General features: G+C 68.5%; 13 protein-coding genes. 7 read left to right on the top strand and 6 right to left on the bottom strand.

The genetic code is table 11. From position 1 onward, the window contains the following. Window positions 1-84: 84 nt before the first annotated feature. The gene (locus tag P3G67_RS11435; RefSeq protein ID WP_276093337.1) at window positions 85-801 is read right to left on the bottom strand and encodes a YoaK family protein; all 717 of its coding nucleotides are present in this window, start codon (window positions 799-801) and stop codon (window positions 85-87) included. Between the two features lie 320 nt (window positions 802-1,121). On the opposite strand from P3G67_RS11435, the gene P3G67_RS11430 reads away from it, so the two are divergent. Together P3G67_RS11430 and P3G67_RS11425 are read left to right on the top strand one after the other, a co-directional pair. Then, window positions 1,122-2,618 carry an APC family permease gene (locus P3G67_RS11430; RefSeq protein WP_276093336.1) on the top strand — a complete coding sequence of 499 codons (1,497 nt, stop codon included), beginning with the start codon at window positions 1,122-1,124 and terminating at the stop codon, window positions 2,616-2,618. After that, window positions 2,615-3,628 (top strand): acetamidase/formamidase family protein, encoded by a 1,014-nt coding sequence (locus tag P3G67_RS11425; RefSeq protein WP_276093335.1) that lies wholly within the window; start codon window positions 2,615-2,617, stop codon window positions 3,626-3,628. The genes P3G67_RS11430 and P3G67_RS11425 overlap by 4 nt, the downstream gene beginning before the upstream one ends. 263 nt (window positions 3,629-3,891) lie before the next feature. Here P3G67_RS11425 and P3G67_RS11420 read toward each other — a convergent pair whose 3' ends face one another. Continuing rightward, window positions 3,892-4,131, bottom strand: coding sequence for a chaplin (locus P3G67_RS11420; protein WP_276093334.1), 240 nt, complete (start codon window positions 4,129-4,131; stop codon window positions 3,892-3,894). A gap of 500 nt (window positions 4,132-4,631) precedes the next feature. On the opposite strand from P3G67_RS11420, the gene P3G67_RS11415 reads away from it, so the two are divergent. Beyond that, a complete protein-coding gene (locus P3G67_RS11415) occupies window positions 4,632-5,612 on the top strand; it encodes an alpha/beta fold hydrolase (protein WP_276093333.1) in 981 nt (326 codons plus the stop codon). 27 nt (window positions 5,613-5,639) lie between these two features. On the opposite strand, the gene P3G67_RS11410 is transcribed toward P3G67_RS11415, so the two are convergent. Both P3G67_RS11410 and P3G67_RS11405 read right to left on the bottom strand, forming a co-directional pair. Beyond that, on the bottom strand, window positions 5,640-5,855 hold the full coding sequence (locus P3G67_RS11410) for a lasso peptide biosynthesis B2 protein (RefSeq protein ID WP_391858237.1): 216 nt from the start codon (window positions 5,853-5,855) through the stop codon (window positions 5,640-5,642). Window positions 5,856-6,143: 288 nt separating this feature from the next. After that, window positions 6,144-7,796: an FAD-binding oxidoreductase gene (locus P3G67_RS11405; protein ID WP_276093332.1), complete on the bottom strand. Its 1,653-nt coding sequence runs from the start codon at window positions 7,794-7,796 to the stop codon at window positions 6,144-6,146. Between the two features lie 426 nt (window positions 7,797-8,222). Between P3G67_RS11405 and P3G67_RS11400 the strand changes: the two genes are divergently transcribed. The 3 genes from P3G67_RS11400 to P3G67_RS11390 all read left to right on the top strand — a co-directional run bounded on the left by P3G67_RS11400 (window position 8,223) and on the right by P3G67_RS11390 (window position 9,623). Continuing rightward, entirely contained in the window at window positions 8,223-8,585 is a 363-nt protein-coding gene (locus tag P3G67_RS11400; RefSeq protein ID WP_276093331.1) for a PRC-barrel domain-containing protein, read from the top strand. Between the two features lie 36 nt (window positions 8,586-8,621). After that, the gene (locus P3G67_RS11395; protein ID WP_276093330.1) at window positions 8,622-8,804 is read left to right on the top strand and encodes a hypothetical protein; all 183 of its coding nucleotides are present in this window, start codon (window positions 8,622-8,624) and stop codon (window positions 8,802-8,804) included. Window positions 8,805-8,942: 138 nt separating this feature from the next. Continuing rightward, window positions 8,943-9,623 (top strand): DUF5701 family protein, encoded by a 681-nt coding sequence (locus P3G67_RS11390; RefSeq protein ID WP_276093329.1) that lies wholly within the window; start codon window positions 8,943-8,945, stop codon window positions 9,621-9,623. 209 nt (window positions 9,624-9,832) lie between these two features. Here P3G67_RS11390 and P3G67_RS11385 read toward each other — a convergent pair whose 3' ends face one another. Next, a complete protein-coding gene (locus tag P3G67_RS11385; RefSeq protein ID WP_269855884.1) occupies window positions 9,833-10,711 on the bottom strand; it encodes an RNA polymerase sigma factor SigF in 879 nt (292 codons plus the stop codon). A gap of 340 nt (window positions 10,712-11,051) precedes the next feature. On the opposite strand from P3G67_RS11385, the gene P3G67_RS11380 reads away from it, so the two are divergent. Continuing rightward, window positions 11,052-12,407 carry a histidine-type phosphatase gene (locus P3G67_RS11380; RefSeq protein WP_276093328.1) on the top strand — a complete coding sequence of 452 codons (1,356 nt, stop codon included), beginning with the start codon at window positions 11,052-11,054 and terminating at the stop codon, window positions 12,405-12,407. 203 nt (window positions 12,408-12,610) lie between these two features. Here the strand turns inward: P3G67_RS11380 and P3G67_RS11375 are convergent, their stop codons facing one another. Beyond that, window positions 12,611-14,191, bottom strand: a complete 1,581-nt coding sequence (locus tag P3G67_RS11375) for an APC family permease (RefSeq protein WP_391858236.1) — start codon at window positions 14,189-14,191, stop codon at window positions 12,611-12,613. Window positions 14,192-14,340: the final 149 nt, after the last annotated feature.

Below are 14,340 nucleotides of genomic sequence, written 5' to 3'. Positions count from 1 at the left end.
CGCGTCGGACGCCCCGACGAAGTCGCCGCCACGGACAGATCCGATCTGGATCACTCCGGCACAGGGATCCGACCCGCCATTACTTCAGCTCCCAACCCCATCGAGCCCAAAGAAGCTGTCGTTCCGGTTGAGGTGTGGATGTAACCGGAGGGCGAACGTGATGGCCGCGACGGCGAGGGAGGTGGCCAGCAGCGACCAGCCGAGACCGAGTTGGATGACGGTTGCCGCACCGACAGCAGCGCCGAAGGTCATGGCGGCGATGATGCCGAACCGGCGGGAGGCGTGGGCGCCGGTGCCGGCGCAGGCGTCGTGCACCAGCGCGACAAGGGCACCGGTGAACGCGAAGGTCGCACGGAGTTCGGGGACGCCGATGCGGCGAATGACGGCACAACGGATGCCCATGGTCGTCGACAAGAGCACGACGCAAGCGTTGCGGCCCATCCGCGAGTCGGGAGCGAGGAACGCCACTGCCGTGGTCACCGCGAGCAGGGAAATCTCACCCGCCAGAGCGGAAAACAGCCAACGCCGGCAACCCGGCGCGACACGGAAAGCGGCACCTGCCGTAGCGACACCCGCCACAAACCCGGCGACGGCCAGCAACGGAGCGGGATCGGATAAGTGCGGCGCTCCCCCGAGAGCGAAGCCCACCACCATGACGTTGCCGGTCATCATGCCGACAAAGACGTTGCCCAGGCTCAGGAAACTGATCGCATCCAGCATTCCGCTCGTCACCGTAAGAGAAAGCACCGCTGCGGGCATCGGGTCGTCGGGCGCCTTGAGGCCGGGCAGTGAAGTGCGCATGAAGGCTCCATGGGTATGCGTACGAATGCCGTGACGCGGTCGGCAGCTCCGGATTGATCTTGCCCGAACAACCATGGGCGTGCAAAATCCTGTCGAATCCAAGACAAAACCGAGGAATCTTTGGGACGTGGGTCGAAGCTTTTCAGCCATAAAATCGCCAGTAATTTCGGGGAGTTGAATTCAAGCGACAAGCGGAACCCTGGGCACGCGGGCCGCTCAAGCCATCGTCATCTCGCCCTCTTCCACCACACCGTTCACGCACCTACCCTGGCCTCCGCGACACGCGATCACCACTGCGGGCAACGCCTGAGGAGCAACGGATGGTGACGGACCGGCAGGATGGTGGCGAAGCCGGGCTGCGGCGTGACGCGGTGGGCGTGCGCGAGGTGTTGTTCCAGAGCATCACCGCCATGGCCCCGGGGGCCGCCGTCGTGGCCTCGATCCCCGGTGGCGCGGCCTTCGCCGGCGGCAGCCTTCCGCTGTCCGTGCTGGTCGCGCTCATCGGCTGTCTGCTGACCGCCTCGTGTGTGGGCGAGTTGGCCCGCCACCTTCCCGACGCCGGTTCGGTGGCCACGTACAGCGCCCAGGGCCTGCACTCCGCAGTAGGGTTCCTGGTTGCCTGGGCCTATGTGTTCGTGGAGGCACTGGTCGCCCCGATGCTGCTGCTTCAACTCGGCTTCACGATGGCCGGGAGCCTCCATGGCCAATGGGCTGGCTACCCGGCCCAGTTGTGGTGGCCATGGGCGTTGGCCGGGGCGGCGGTCATCACCGTGGCAGGGGTGTACGGCATCCGGGCCGCCGCCCGACTCGGCACCGCCCTGGGCCTCTTCGAGATCGCCGTCTTCCTTCTCCTCGCGGTGCTGCTCACCGTACGCGCCGGAGCCCACAACACCTGGTCCGTCTTCACCACCGCGCACACCGCGCCAGGGTTCTCCGGCGCCGGTGGCGTCCTGGCCGGCTCGGTCTACTGCATCCTCGCCTTCGCGGGCTTCGAGTCCGCCGCCCCACTTGCCGAGGAAGCCCACCGGCCACGTCACACCGTGCGCCTGGCGGTGCTTTTCGCCGCATTGGGAGTCGGAGGCATCTATGTGTTCACCACGTATGCCATGGCCGTCTTCTACGGGCCCGACCGGTTCGCCTCGTTCGGGGCAGAGGGGGCGGCATCCTGGGACGGGGTGGCGCGGGCGTCGTTCGGGCTGATGTGGGTGCTGGTGTTCCTCGCCGTCGTCAACTCCTGTGTGGGCAATGCCAACGCCGGCGTCACCACCGCGACACGTACGGCCTTCGCGTTCGGGCGCGTCGGGGTACTGCCTCGCGCACTGGCCGTCGTGCACCCCCGGCACCGCTCCCCCGTGGTGGCCGTCGGTGCCCAGTGCGCTGTCGCACTGGCGGTGGCGTTGGGCCTGGGGTTCGGATACGGCCCCACCACGGCCTTCTACCTTGTCGCGACCATCATCGTGACGGTCGTCATCGGTGTCTACATCGTGGTGAACCTCGCCTGTGCGGGCTTCTTCCTACGCAGGCGACGCGCGCAGTTGCGCCTCGTACCGCACTTGCTGTTCCCGGTCCTGGGCATCGCCGCCTTCGTACCTGCCCTGCTGACAGCGGCTGGACTTCCCGTCTTCCGGTTCGTAGCCAAGCTGGCCGCGCCCGTGTCGTACGCGGGTGCGGTGGTGGGAGTGTGGATGCTGCTGGGTACGGGCGTGCTGCTCGTGTTGCGGCGGCGCCATCCGCAGCGGCTTGCCTTGGTCGGACGGGTCCATGCCCAGGACGAGGAACAGCGAACCCCTCACAGAAGTGGAGCGGCACCCGAATGAGCGATCCGAAGATCGTGACCGTGCGGCCCGAACCGGACCAGTTCGCCTGGACGTTCGGCGGCGTACCGCCGCTGACGCACATCAAGCCGGGGACGGTACTGCGGCTGTACACCGAAGACTGCTTCGCCGGGCGCGTCCGGTCGGAGAAGGATCTGGTCTCGCGTGTGTGCGAGTTCCCGTTCCTCAACCCGCAGACCGGCCCGTTCTACGTGGAAGGCGCCGAGCCGGGAGACACGGTGGCCGTGCACTTCGTGTCCATCGAACCCGCGCGCGACTGGGCCGCCTCCACGACCGTGCCGCTGTTCGGTGCGCTCACCTCGACCCACACCACCGCATCACTGCAGGAGCCGCTGCCCGAGGTCGTCTGGATGTGGGAACTTGACCGTGCACGTCGTACCTGCCTGTTCAGCGCCCGCGACAGCGGCATCCAGATCGAACTGCCGATGGATCCGATGCACGGCACGGTCGGGGTCGCACCCGCCGGACTGGAGGTGCGTTCCGCCCTTGTCCCCGACGCGCACGGCGGCAACATGGACACCCCCGAGATGCGGTCTGGCGTGACGTGTTTCCTCGGCGTCAACGTGGCGGGCGCGATGCTGAGTCTGGGCGACGGGCATGCGCGGCAGGGCGAGGGCGAGACGTGCGGGGTGGCGGTGGAGTGCGCGATGAACACCGTGGTGATCGTCGAACTCCTCAAGGGCGTCACCACGCCCTGGCCGCGGCTGGAATCCGACACCCACATCATCTCCACCGGCTCCGCCCGTCCGCTCGAAGACGCCTTCCGGATCGCCCAACTCGACCTGGTCGACTGGCTCAACCGCGACTTCGGGCTGTCCCGCCTCGACGCGTACCAACTGGTGACACAGGCCGCGGAGTCGCCGCTGGCGAACGTCTGCGACACGAACTACACATGCGTCGCGAAGCTGCGCAAACAATGGCTGCCCGCGGGGACCACCCATCGCGAGTTGCACCGCCAACTGCGTGAAACTGCCTCGCTGATCCCCGCGTAACGGCTGACCCGCCAACGGCGCCTGGTGGATGAAGTGTTGGCCGACCTCCTCTCGTCCGGGACACTTTTCATCGCCAGCCCCGACCTCGTGCACCGGCTCCGCGTCGGTGCGCCGCTCCGCTCAACGCCGTCCGCGCCGCGGCGGCCGCCGGAGGCCGAGCCGCGACGCCCGTACGAGCGAGCCGGGCAAGCGAAAAGACCGGTTCCGGCGCGGCTGCCCGGAACCGGTCGTCGTGATGCCGCAGCTCGGTGGTCAGCGACTGGTCACGAGTTGATGCAGGTGTTCCCGAACGTCGGGTTGAGGAGCCCGATGATGTCGATGCTGTTGCCGCACAGGTTGATCGGGACGTTGATCGGGACCTGGATGACGTTACCGGAGATGACGCCCGGCGATCCGACCGCCGCTCCGCTCGCAACGGAGTCAGCGAATGCCAGGCCGCTGCCACTGGCCAGGACTCCTCCGGCAACGGCGGTCACAACGACAGCTTTCTGCAACTTCTTCACGCCACGCTCCTCATGGGGGTCACAAACGACTGATCCGCCACGGTATGCGGGTAGACGCCTCCCGCCCTGCTGAAAATGCCCCGTTCGGGGAATTACACCCGTTCGGCGGTCAGTTCATGAGCCCCCCAGGGCACCTTCGGGAAAACGGACGAGCAACTCCCCGCACGCGCAATCAGGGACTGCTGCGAACCGCACCGAGCAGCGCGGGTTGACCGCTTGACTGCTCTCTGCGGTAGAGACGCCCCGCTCGCGGCTCGCAGGAGATGGCAGGCTGGCTCGAACAAGGCACCGGGGAGGGCGGATTGCGGCTGTGCGCGGTCAGCCACTGGACCAAACCCCGCCGCCTGACCCAGCCCGTGAGCGTGCGTCGTGCAGTTTCTTGCTGAACCGGCAAGGAGTCTCGTCGTCGCCCACTCGTACGTCGCATGATCGGCGCTGAGCCATGCACCAGCGAGTCGCTGCGGTGTGGCCCACAGCCGACCAACAGTCCTGGAGGACCCATGCCGAAGCAGCTTACGGATGCCACGCACCGCCTGGTCGCCTCTCCGGCAGGCCGGGTCCACCTGGTGGAGCAGGGAGACGGGCCACTGGTGCTGCTCGTGCACGGCTTCCCGGAGTCTTGGTACTCCTGGCGCCATCAGCTGCCGGTACTGGCTGCGGCCGGGTATCGCGCGGTCGCCATTGATGTCCGCGGATACGGCCGTTCTTCCAAGCCTGGCGGGACGGCCGCGTACCGGATGCTCGATCTGGTGGATGACAACGCCGCGGTGGTGCACGCGCTGGGCGAGGAGTCGGCGGTGGTCGTCGGCCACGACTGGGGCGCGACGATCGCCGCGAACTCCGCCCTGCTCAGGCCGGAGGTCTTCCGTGCGGTCGGGCTGCTGAGCGTTCCCTACGCTCCCCGCGGCGGCCCGCGGCCCAGTCAGATCTTCGAGCGGATGGGCGGGAACGACGAGTTCTACGTCTCCTACTTCCAGCAGCCCGGTCGCGCCGAGGCGGAGATCGAGCCCGATGTGCGCGGCTGGCTCGCGGGCTTCTACGCGGCCCTGTCCGCCGACACGATGCCCCCAACGAGCGCCGCGGACCCGCACTTCGTCAGCGCGGGCGGGACGCTACGCGACCGGTTTCCCGCAGACCGGCTGCCCAACTGGCTCGGCGAGGACGATCTCGACGTCTACGCCGGAGAGTTCGAGCGTACGGGGCTGTCCGGCGCGCTGAACCGCTACCGGAACATGGACCGTGACTGGGAGGACCTCGCTGACTTCGACGGTGCCCCCATCACGCAGCCGTCGCTGTTCATCGGCGGCGGCCTGGATGCCTCCACCACGTGGATGGCCGAGGCGATCAACGCCTATCCCGTCACGCTGCCTGGCCTTGTCTCCTCCCACATCCTCGACAACTGCGGCCACTGGATCCAGCAGGAGCGTCCAACCGAGGTCAACCGGCTCCTGACCGACTGGCTCGGCAGCCTGCCCGCCTGAAGTCGGCGCAGCGAAGGACGGCCGCTGTCATGGCTGTGTACGAGGCGGAACCTTGAGGGTCGGGGTGTAGTAGCCAGCCGGGACGGGTTCCCCCATGGGTACGCCACCGACCTCGACCCACGCGTGGGCGCGGAACGGAGCGGTGCGCACCCCGGTACACCAGGTGGGCCAGGTTCCGCCGAGACGGCACAACAACGCTGTGGCCAGCGCGTCCTGGGCGATCTCGACACCGGCCTCGCCCATGCGAGCCGCTCCGCTCTGCTGCGCTTCGGCAACGCCTTCCTACCCCGCCCAACCCCTCTGAGGTCCCGGCGGTACGAACCCGACTCCCGTATGCCGCTTACGCCGGCTCGCTCCGCTTCCCGTGCTCCGGCGCCATACCCGCCGACAGGCGGCTCGCGCCCTCGTCTCACCCCGGTCCCGGTCCCGCACCGCGCACAGAGACGACCAATCCGAAGTGACATCGCCGATGTCGTGACATGAGCGGCGGCACGTCGGGGGTCTGCCAGCCCCTGTACTACCGCCGATCGGCTACTTGGCCGGTTCGATCGCCAGGGCGTGGTGGAACACGTTGCGCGGGTCCCAACGAGCCTTGATCCGTTGCAGGCGTGGGTAGTTGTCCTTGTAGTAGAGCGTGTGCCACGGCACGCCCGAGGTGTTCCACGCCGGGTCGGCCAGGTCGACGTCCGGGTAGTTGATGTACGAGCCGTCGCTGACCTCGTTGGGCACGGGAACCCCGCCGGTGTCGGCGTACACGTCGCGGTAGAAGTCCCGGATCCAGGCCAGGTTGGCCGCGTCGTCGGCCTGGTCGGACCAGATCGTCTGGTACACGGCCTTCATGACCACGTCCCGCTGGGCGACCGCCGTGGCCGTTGAAGGCACCGCACCGACCCGGCCGCCGTACCCGATGAGCAGCATTCCCCTGGTCGAGTTCTTCGACGAGTCGGTCAAGTGCTGGTATATCGCGCCGAGTTGGCGGTCGGTGAAGGAGCGTCGCAGATAACCTGCCTTGAGCTTGTAGCGGCGAGTGGCCACGTCACCGGCCTCCCCCGTGCCCGGCCAGGTCGTGGGGTGCAGCCACGGCGCGGTCTGCCGCGTGTTGAGCGTCGGGCTCAGACCGGTTCCGGCGGTGACCGCGGAGAGGAACTCGGTCACCAGGTCGTTGGCGTTCGGGATGTCCGCGTCGATCTGCACGGTCATCTGCATGCTTCCGGAGACCCGGTGCATAGGCATCAGGATCGCGTACAGGCCCGTGTACCGCGAGCCGGGCGCACTGTTGTGCTCGTGCCAGTCACCGAAGTTGCGCAGCAGTCTGGTGAAGGCCCGCTCGGTCATGCGCCGGTCCCAGTTCCAGACGACCACGCACTCCAGCACGTTGCGTGGTGCTGGCGGCAGCAGCCGTGACGGGTCGGTGCCGGTGGTGCCGGGCGAGCGCAGCCAGTATCGGGTGACCACGCCGAAGTTCCCGCCGCCACCGCCGGTGTGCGCCCACCACAGGTCACGGTTCGGGTCGTCCGGCTCGCGGGTGGCCACCACCACACGGGCGGTACCGTCACGGTCGACGACCACCACCTCCACCCCGTACAGGTGATCCACCACCGAGCCGTACCGCCGCGACAGCGGCCCGTATCCGCCACCCGCGAAGTGCCCGCCAGCACCCACCTCCGGGCAACCACCCGCCGGAATCGTCACGCCCCAGCCCTTGAACAACGTCCGATACACATGCCCGAGCGTGGCCCCCGGCTGCACGGCGAACGCGCCCCGCTCGGCGTCGTATCCGACCGCGTCCATCGGGGAGAGGTCCAACAACAACCGCACCGCGGGATCGGCGGTGAAGTTCTCAAAACAGTGCCCGCCGCTACGCGCCGCGATCCGCCGCCCGGAACGCACCGCGTCCGAGACGGCACGCAACACCTGATCCGTGGACCCGGCCACACGGATCTCCTCCGGGCGGCCAACGAACCGGAAGTTGTCGCCGAGCAACAAGCTGGCGTACCGCCGGTCGCCAGGCCGGACAGCCACCGGCCCGAACGCCGTGGCCTGCGGTCCGGCCGCGGCGGCGGTCGCGGTGGGCGCTGCGGCCAGCGGGCCCGCCAGCCCCGCGGCAACGCCACCGGCCGCCACCGCGCCGGCCTTGGCGAGCAGCCCACGGCGATTCAGCGAGCAGTCATCCGTTCGGCCCATCAGCATCTCCCTGGAATTCCGAGTCCGTCCGCGATGGGAGCACTGCTGCCCGTGTTGCCGCCCGACATACCAACGTCGCGGCAAAAGTCAACTCGTCACACGGCACTTCACAGCGCGCGGGGACCACCACGAGCAGGGGGCCGCCGCTGAGCAGGAGGTCACGAAGCCATCGGCATTCACTCACCGTTCACAGCCAGTTGGCCATGCGTACTTGTCCGCGTATGGGTGGCCGACCCGGGCCCCATCGCTCAACCTCCCCCGGGCTGAACCCAGTTCGACGGACGGCTCGCACACCCTCTCGTCACCAGCATCGGGTGCAGGGGATGGTGTCGGTCGCGAGATATCGGGCAGGCGCTGCCGTAGGGATCCGTGCGGGAAGGACGCCGACACGGTGAGTCGCGTGCCGGGCGAAGGGCGGGCGGGCAGATGAGCGTCAACGCGGAGTCGATCATCGACTGGTTGGGCGAGGAGGTCGTCGACCCCGAGGGACACCGGGTGGGGCGCCTCGCGGACGTCTACGTCGACACATCCTCGGACGAACCGGTCTTCGCGGTGGTCAAACTCGGCCTACTCACCAGCCAGCGACACGCCTTCGTACCACTGCGCGGCGCGACAGTGGCTCCCCGGCACGTGAGGGTCGCCTACTCCGCGGCGTTGGTGCGGAAGGCGCCGGCACTTGAGCCAGGCGGTGTGCTTCCGGTTGAGGCCGAGGTCGATGTGTACAACCACTACGGGCTGGAGTACACACCAGCCGAGACCCCGGGCGGTCGGCGTCTGGCACGCCGGTAGGGCCGGGGACGAGCGATACCAGGAGGTGGGGCAAGAATGCGTACGGCGGTTCTCGCAGTGGTTCTGGCCTGCGTCGTGGCAGGTCTCATCGGCTTCATGGTCAAGGGCCTGCTGTGGCTCCTCGCGGTGGCGTGCGCCGTGTTCCTGGTGACCGCCGCCTCCGCTCTCCTTCTCGCGGTAGGGCGCGTGGTGAAGCGGAATCGCATCATCAGGCAGTGAGCGCTGCCAGGAGTTTCCGATGCGCGCGGGTCCACCCTGCATATGTCGTTGTGTCTCGGCGGGGGGCGGCGGCGGGAATGATCCGGCGGGGCGCCTCGTTGCCTGTGGGCCCGTCCACGTCGCTACCCCTGGAGCATCGTGTCCGAGACCACGTCCGCCACATCCACCGTTCTTCCCGTACTCCCGGCTCTGAGCGTGCAGGCCGAGCGACTGATCGAGCTGGGAGTGCACGAGATCGCCGGGCTGCCCGCTACCGAACTTCTTTCCTTCGCCGCGGCCGCCGAGGCCCCTGCGGGCGGCGACGGCGCCCTGCTCGCTGTGCACCCGGACCACGCTCCTGCTTCTGCCCTCGCGCCGCTGCTCCGCCACGACGGCAAGCCGGGCTTCGTGGTCACCGACATGCCCGACGTCGACCTCTTCGCCCCACTCGACACGGTCTCGCTGCCCGACGCCCCGCTCTACCTCCTCACCGGCCTCGACCGCGGCGACCAAATGGCCAACTGGAGCCCGAACGAGGCGCTGCCCGCCCTCACCGCGGAGGCCCGCACCCCGTTGCTGCTCACTGAGGGTGTCCACTGGGTGATGCAGCAGCCCGCCGTCCTGGAGCGCAACCACTGCTTCATGACCATCGGCTCCCGGCTGCGCAAAGCCAACGGCGCCCTGGATGCCCGCACCCCTGCGATCTGGATCAGCAACGGCACCGGACGGGACGGCCGCGAGCGCCGCAACGCCCCCAAGATCGGCTGGTGCTGGGCGGGCAACCGGCACACTTGGCTGGGCTTCGCCTCCGCGACGGGCCGCCGGGTCCAGGACCTGTAAGGAGCCGTGAACACGTGACGGCCGCCTTCGGCCGGGCGCGGCGGCACCGCTGATGCCGCCGCGCCCGGCTGGGTACTCCCGGTCAGTGTTCACCGGTGCTTTTCGCCCGGTTCCCACCGCCCCTTCTCCTCTCGGGCTGCGGGCTTCTCCAGCGCGTCGCCTGGAGCGCAGGCGCCCCCATCCGGGTGGTGCCGTTGTTCCGGCTCAGTTCAGACCTCGCTGAGGAGCCGGGTGCGCAGCCGGGTCAGTGTCCGGGACAGCAGCCTGGAGATGTGCATCTGGGAGATACCCAGCTTTTCGCCGATCTCCTTCTGGGTCATGTCGGAGCCGAACCGCATGGACAGGATGGCGCGTTCGCGATCGGGGAGTTCGGCGATGAGCGGCTTGAGGGCCGTGAGGTTCTCCACCCCTTCCAGGGCGGGGTCCTCCACGCCAAGACGCTGGATCCACGAGGTGCCCTCCTCGTCCTCATCGTCGGACTGGGCATCGATGGACGAGGCTGTGTAGGCGTTGGCCGCGACCTGGGCCTCGAGCACCTCCTCCTCGCTGATGCCCAGGCGCTCGGCGAGTTCGGCGACGGTCGGCGCGCGGTCGAGCTCCGCGGCGAGGGCGTCGGTCGCCTTGGCCATGTCGATCCGCAGTTCCTGCAGACGACGCGGTACCCGCACCGACCAGCTCGTGTCACGGAAGAACCGCTTCATCTCCCCGATGATCGTCGGCATGGCGAACGTGGGGAACTCGACGCCGTAGGCGGGATCGAACCGGTCGACGGCCTTGATCAGCCCGATCGTCCCGACCTGGAGGATGTCCTCCATCTGGTCCGCGCGGTGGGAGAACCGCCTGGCCGCGAACCGCACCAGCGTCATGTTCGACTCGATGAGCGTGTTGCGAACGTACTGGTACTCCTCGGTCCCCTCCTCCAGGACCTCAAGACGCTCGAACATCGCCTTGCTGACCTGCCGAACCTCCGCGGTGGTCGCCCGTCCCTCGACGAGCGCGTCAAGACAGTACGCGTCCTCGCTACTGGAACTGTCCACGACATCGTCACCCTTGGCGCCGACCTGCTGGTGAGCGAGCTGGACCGACATTCTCCTTGCCTCCTGCTAGTCGATGAACAGTTGTTGTTCGACAATTGAGTAGCCTCCTACCCATCTGGCGGACGCTAAACATCGCCGCAGCCCCCAATGTCCTGTTAGCGCCACGAGGTTCGCAGGCGCGTTGACCGGCGCCACTCAGTCGTCAGTCGCGCCGCTGCCCGCGGACGCACCAGGACCGTCCGGGCGTCCGGGACGGCTCCCGAGTTCACCCACACCTCACCCGTAGCTCCGTTGGAAGCCAGGGCGGGTTCGAACACGGCTGTGAGGCTCCTATGAGTCGCCTGTGAGGTCGTCAGGTCCACCGCCCCTCGCCTCCTCGAAGGAACCCGCCGTGAAGCGCTCTGCTGTCGCCACCGCCGTAGCCCTGCTGGCGTCCGTCGCCCTCGTAAGTGGCCACGCCTTCGCCCAGGATGTCCGCCACGCACACGCCGAGTGGCAGTTCCTCTCCACGAAGACGCCGTACGCTCCGCAGGAGGGACTCGGCGACTACCAGCGCCCGCCCCACGGCTTCACCCCGATCTTCACCGAGACCGTCTCACGCCATGGTTCCCGCGCGATGACCGACAGCGATGACGGCGATTCGGTGGTCGCGGTGCTGAACAGTGCCGCGAGGCAGAGCGCGTTGACCCCACTCGGTGCCCAACTCGCCCCGCGAATACGATCGCTGCTGACTGGCGCCGCTTCGATCGGCTACGGCAACCTCTCCGGGCTCGGTGCCCGGGAGCAGCGGCAGACCGCGCTGCGCATGGAGCGCCGCCTGCCTTCGCTCTTCCGCACGATCCGCAACCGGCGAGAGCCGATCGAGGTGGAGACCTCCGGCGTTCCCCGTACCGTGGCCAGCGCCAACGCCTTCACCAGCGGCCTGGTCCAGGGTGATCCGGGCCTGGTCGGGCTGATACGCAAGCCGGTCGCCGACAAGGATCTGCTGTACTTCCACAAACAGCCGCAGAACGCCGACTACCAGGCCTACCTGTCCCATGACCCGGAGCTGGGGGCCACCCTCACCCGTATCGACGGCGAGCCACGCACGGCCCGAGCGGCCAAGGACGTGTTCTCGCGGCTGTTCGGCCCGGACTTCGTGGCGGCGACCAGCACGGCGGACCAGATCGACTTCTCCCGCTCGCTGTACGAGCTGTACAGCGTCGCGCCCGATCTGCGAATCGAGACCCCGAACTCGGACCTCGACGCCTTCCTCCCGGCACGCGACGCCGAGTGGTTCGCGTACCTGGACGACGCCGAGGAGTTCTACGAGAAGGGGCCCGCCTTCCGCGGGCGCACGATCACCTACAAGATGGCGAACGTCCTGCTCGACGACCTCTTCAGGCAGGCAGAGGCGAAGGCGAGCGGCACCAGTGGCAAAGGCGCGGTGCTGCGGTTCACCCACGCCGAGGAGATCGAGCCCCTGGCCGTGCTGCTGGGGCTACCCGGCAGCACCAGGGCAGCGGACCCGTCTCGGCCGTACACCTACCGGAACAACCCCTGGCGTGGTGCGAGAGTGGCACCGATGGCCGCGAACGTGCAGTGGGATGTGTACGCGGGGCCCCGCGACGGCGGCGGCACCGAACACCTCGTGCGGATGCTCTACAACGAGAGGGAAACCGCGTTCAAGGCTTCCTGCAGGCCCGTGGCCAGGGGCAGTTACTTCTACGACCTCGCAGAACTGGAGCGTTGCCTCCACCGCGGGTGATCGCCTCCTCGGCCGTTCAGACGGGTTCGGCGCGGATACCAGCACCGCCTCTCGGCCGCCTGTCATCCTCGTCGCGACGGCGGCCGGCCCGATGCCGACGCGGAGGATGCCACCGGCACACCGGCTCGTGCCTTCGCCCAGCGGGCGCACGGCCATGCCCGGGAGTCCGTCCCCGCCTGACTGTCGCGCAACCGCGGTCCCGGCTATCCGTGCGGTAGCGGATGCACGGCGAGGTGGCGCGCCGAATCGTGCAGCGCCCGCAGATACGCCGCCAGCCCGACGGCTGCCACCGCGACGGAGTCCCACGGTGCGGGGATCACCCGCGAGCCTCCGAAGCTGCCGAGGCAGGAGAACAGCAGCAGCGCCACCAGGTAGCCGACCAGCCAGAGCCCGGCGGTCAGGTCGGCGAGGTCGCGCTCCCGCCGGATCTGCTGGTACGCGTACAGCAGCGCGGACAGGAAGAGTACGGGAAGGGCGACGCGCAGTTCGTGCCAGCCCGCCCAGTAGAAGATGAGGGTGGCGATCACGAAGGCCGCGGGGGCGAACCAGCGGGTGCCGCGTACCCAGTTGGCCATTCGTCCGGGGTCCACCCGCCGTACCGAGGCCTCGGCGACGACGCTGATGGAGTAGGCGAAGAGGCCCAGCACGCTGGTGGCCGCCACGATGGACTGCCAGTTGCCGAAGGGGAGCAGGAAGGCAACGCCGATGGCGAAGTTCACCAAGAGTGCGCGTCGCGGCACCCCGGAGCCCGCGTGCACTCTGGCCACGGCGGCGGGCAACAGCCGGTTCTTGCCCAGGGCGTAGGCCTCCCGGCTGGTCTCCGCGGTGAAGACGAGTGCGGAACCGACCGGCGAGGCGATGGCATCGGCGTAGAGGACCCAGGTCAGCCAGGTCAGGTTGAGTGAGGTGGCGAGTTCGGCGAACGGGGAGTTGAAGTTGACGCCGTGCCAGCCACCGCCCAGCTTCCCGGCGGGCACGGCGGCGATGAAGACCATCTGCAGGACGAGGTAGAGGGCCATGGAGAGCAGCAGTGCCGTGATCACCGCGCGTGGGATGTCGCGGCGCGGGTTGCGGGCCTCTCCGGCCAGGTCGATGGGGCCCTGGAAGCCGGTGTAGGCGTAGATGACTCCGGCGGTGGCGATCGCGGACAGCGGTGCGGCATACCCGTACGGCGCGAAGCCGCCGTGCCCGGTGAAGTTGTGGCCGTCGAAACCGGATGCGAGCAGTGCCACCACGGTCAGCACGGGAATGGCGAACTTGGCCACGGTGACAGCGAGGTTGACGTGGGCGAAGAGTTGTACGCCGAACCAGTTCACCGCGACGAAGGCCGCCATGAGCGCCAGTCCGGCCACCATGCCGAGTGGTGTGAGGTGGCCGGCACGGTACAGGTTCGGGATGTAGTGGCTGGCGTACTGCAGCACCGCGGCCGACTCGCTCGGCGGGTTGGTGGCGTACGAAACCCAGATGCCCCAACCGACCAATGTCGCGACGAGCCGTCCTGAGGTGTAGAGGGGCCACCGCACCAGCCCGCCGGTCTCCGGGATCGAGGCGGCCAACTCGACCATGACCAGCGCGATCAGAACGAGGGCGAGGCCGCCCACGATCCAGGTGAGCAGCGCCGCGGGGCCGGCGGTGCGGGCGGCATGCATCGGGCTGAGCAGCCAGCCCGAGCCGATCACGCCGCCGAAGGCTATGGCGGTGAGTTGCCAGAACCCCAGTCGGCGGCGCAGTCGCTGGTCTTGGCCGTTGGTGTGCTCATCACCAGCGACACGTGTCGTCGTCACCGTGCGGCTCCTCTGCGCGGCTCGGGCATCTGCGACATGGGTTCGAAACCTGGTTCCCAGCACGGTTCGTGGCGAGCGCTGCGTGCACGACGTTTTGTCCAACGCGCTTGGCGGGCGCCCGAGTTCGACGACGGATGGAGCTTCGTGAG

Origin of the sequence: Streptomyces silvisoli, assembly GCF_029269905.1 — a bacterium.
GTDB lineage: Bacteria > Actinomycetota > Actinomycetes > Streptomycetales > Streptomycetaceae > Streptantibioticus_A > Streptantibioticus_A silvisoli_A.
The sequence above is the reverse complement of the archived record's forward strand: the minus strand, read 5'-3'. Positions and strand labels throughout refer to the sequence as shown.

Coding starts and splice junctions, on each gene's coding strand:
- P3G67_RS11425 (WP_276093335.1), top strand. CDS start 2,615: ATGAGCGATCCGAAGATCGTGACCGTGCGGCCCGAACCGGACCAGTTC.
- P3G67_RS11395 (WP_276093330.1), top strand. CDS start 8,622: ATGCGTACGGCGGTTCTCGCAGTGGTTCTGGCCTGCGTCGTGGCAGGT.
- P3G67_RS11435 (WP_276093337.1), bottom strand. CDS start 801: ATGCGCACTTCACTGCCCGGCCTCAAGGCGCCCGACGACCCGATGCCC.
- P3G67_RS11410 (WP_391858237.1), bottom strand. CDS start 5,855: ATGGGCGAGGCCGGTGTCGAGATCGCCCAGGACGCGCTGGCCACAGCG.
- P3G67_RS11415 (WP_276093333.1), top strand. CDS start 4,632: ATGCCGAAGCAGCTTACGGATGCCACGCACCGCCTGGTCGCCTCTCCG.
- P3G67_RS11385 (WP_269855884.1), bottom strand. CDS start 10,711: ATGTCGGTCCAGCTCGCTCACCAGCAGGTCGGCGCCAAGGGTGACGAT.
- P3G67_RS11400 (WP_276093331.1), top strand. CDS start 8,223: ATGAGCGTCAACGCGGAGTCGATCATCGACTGGTTGGGCGAGGAGGTC.
- P3G67_RS11430 (WP_276093336.1), top strand. CDS start 1,122: ATGGTGACGGACCGGCAGGATGGTGGCGAAGCCGGGCTGCGGCGTGAC.
- P3G67_RS11405 (WP_276093332.1), bottom strand. CDS start 7,796: ATGGGCCGAACGGATGACTGCTCGCTGAATCGCCGTGGGCTGCTCGCC.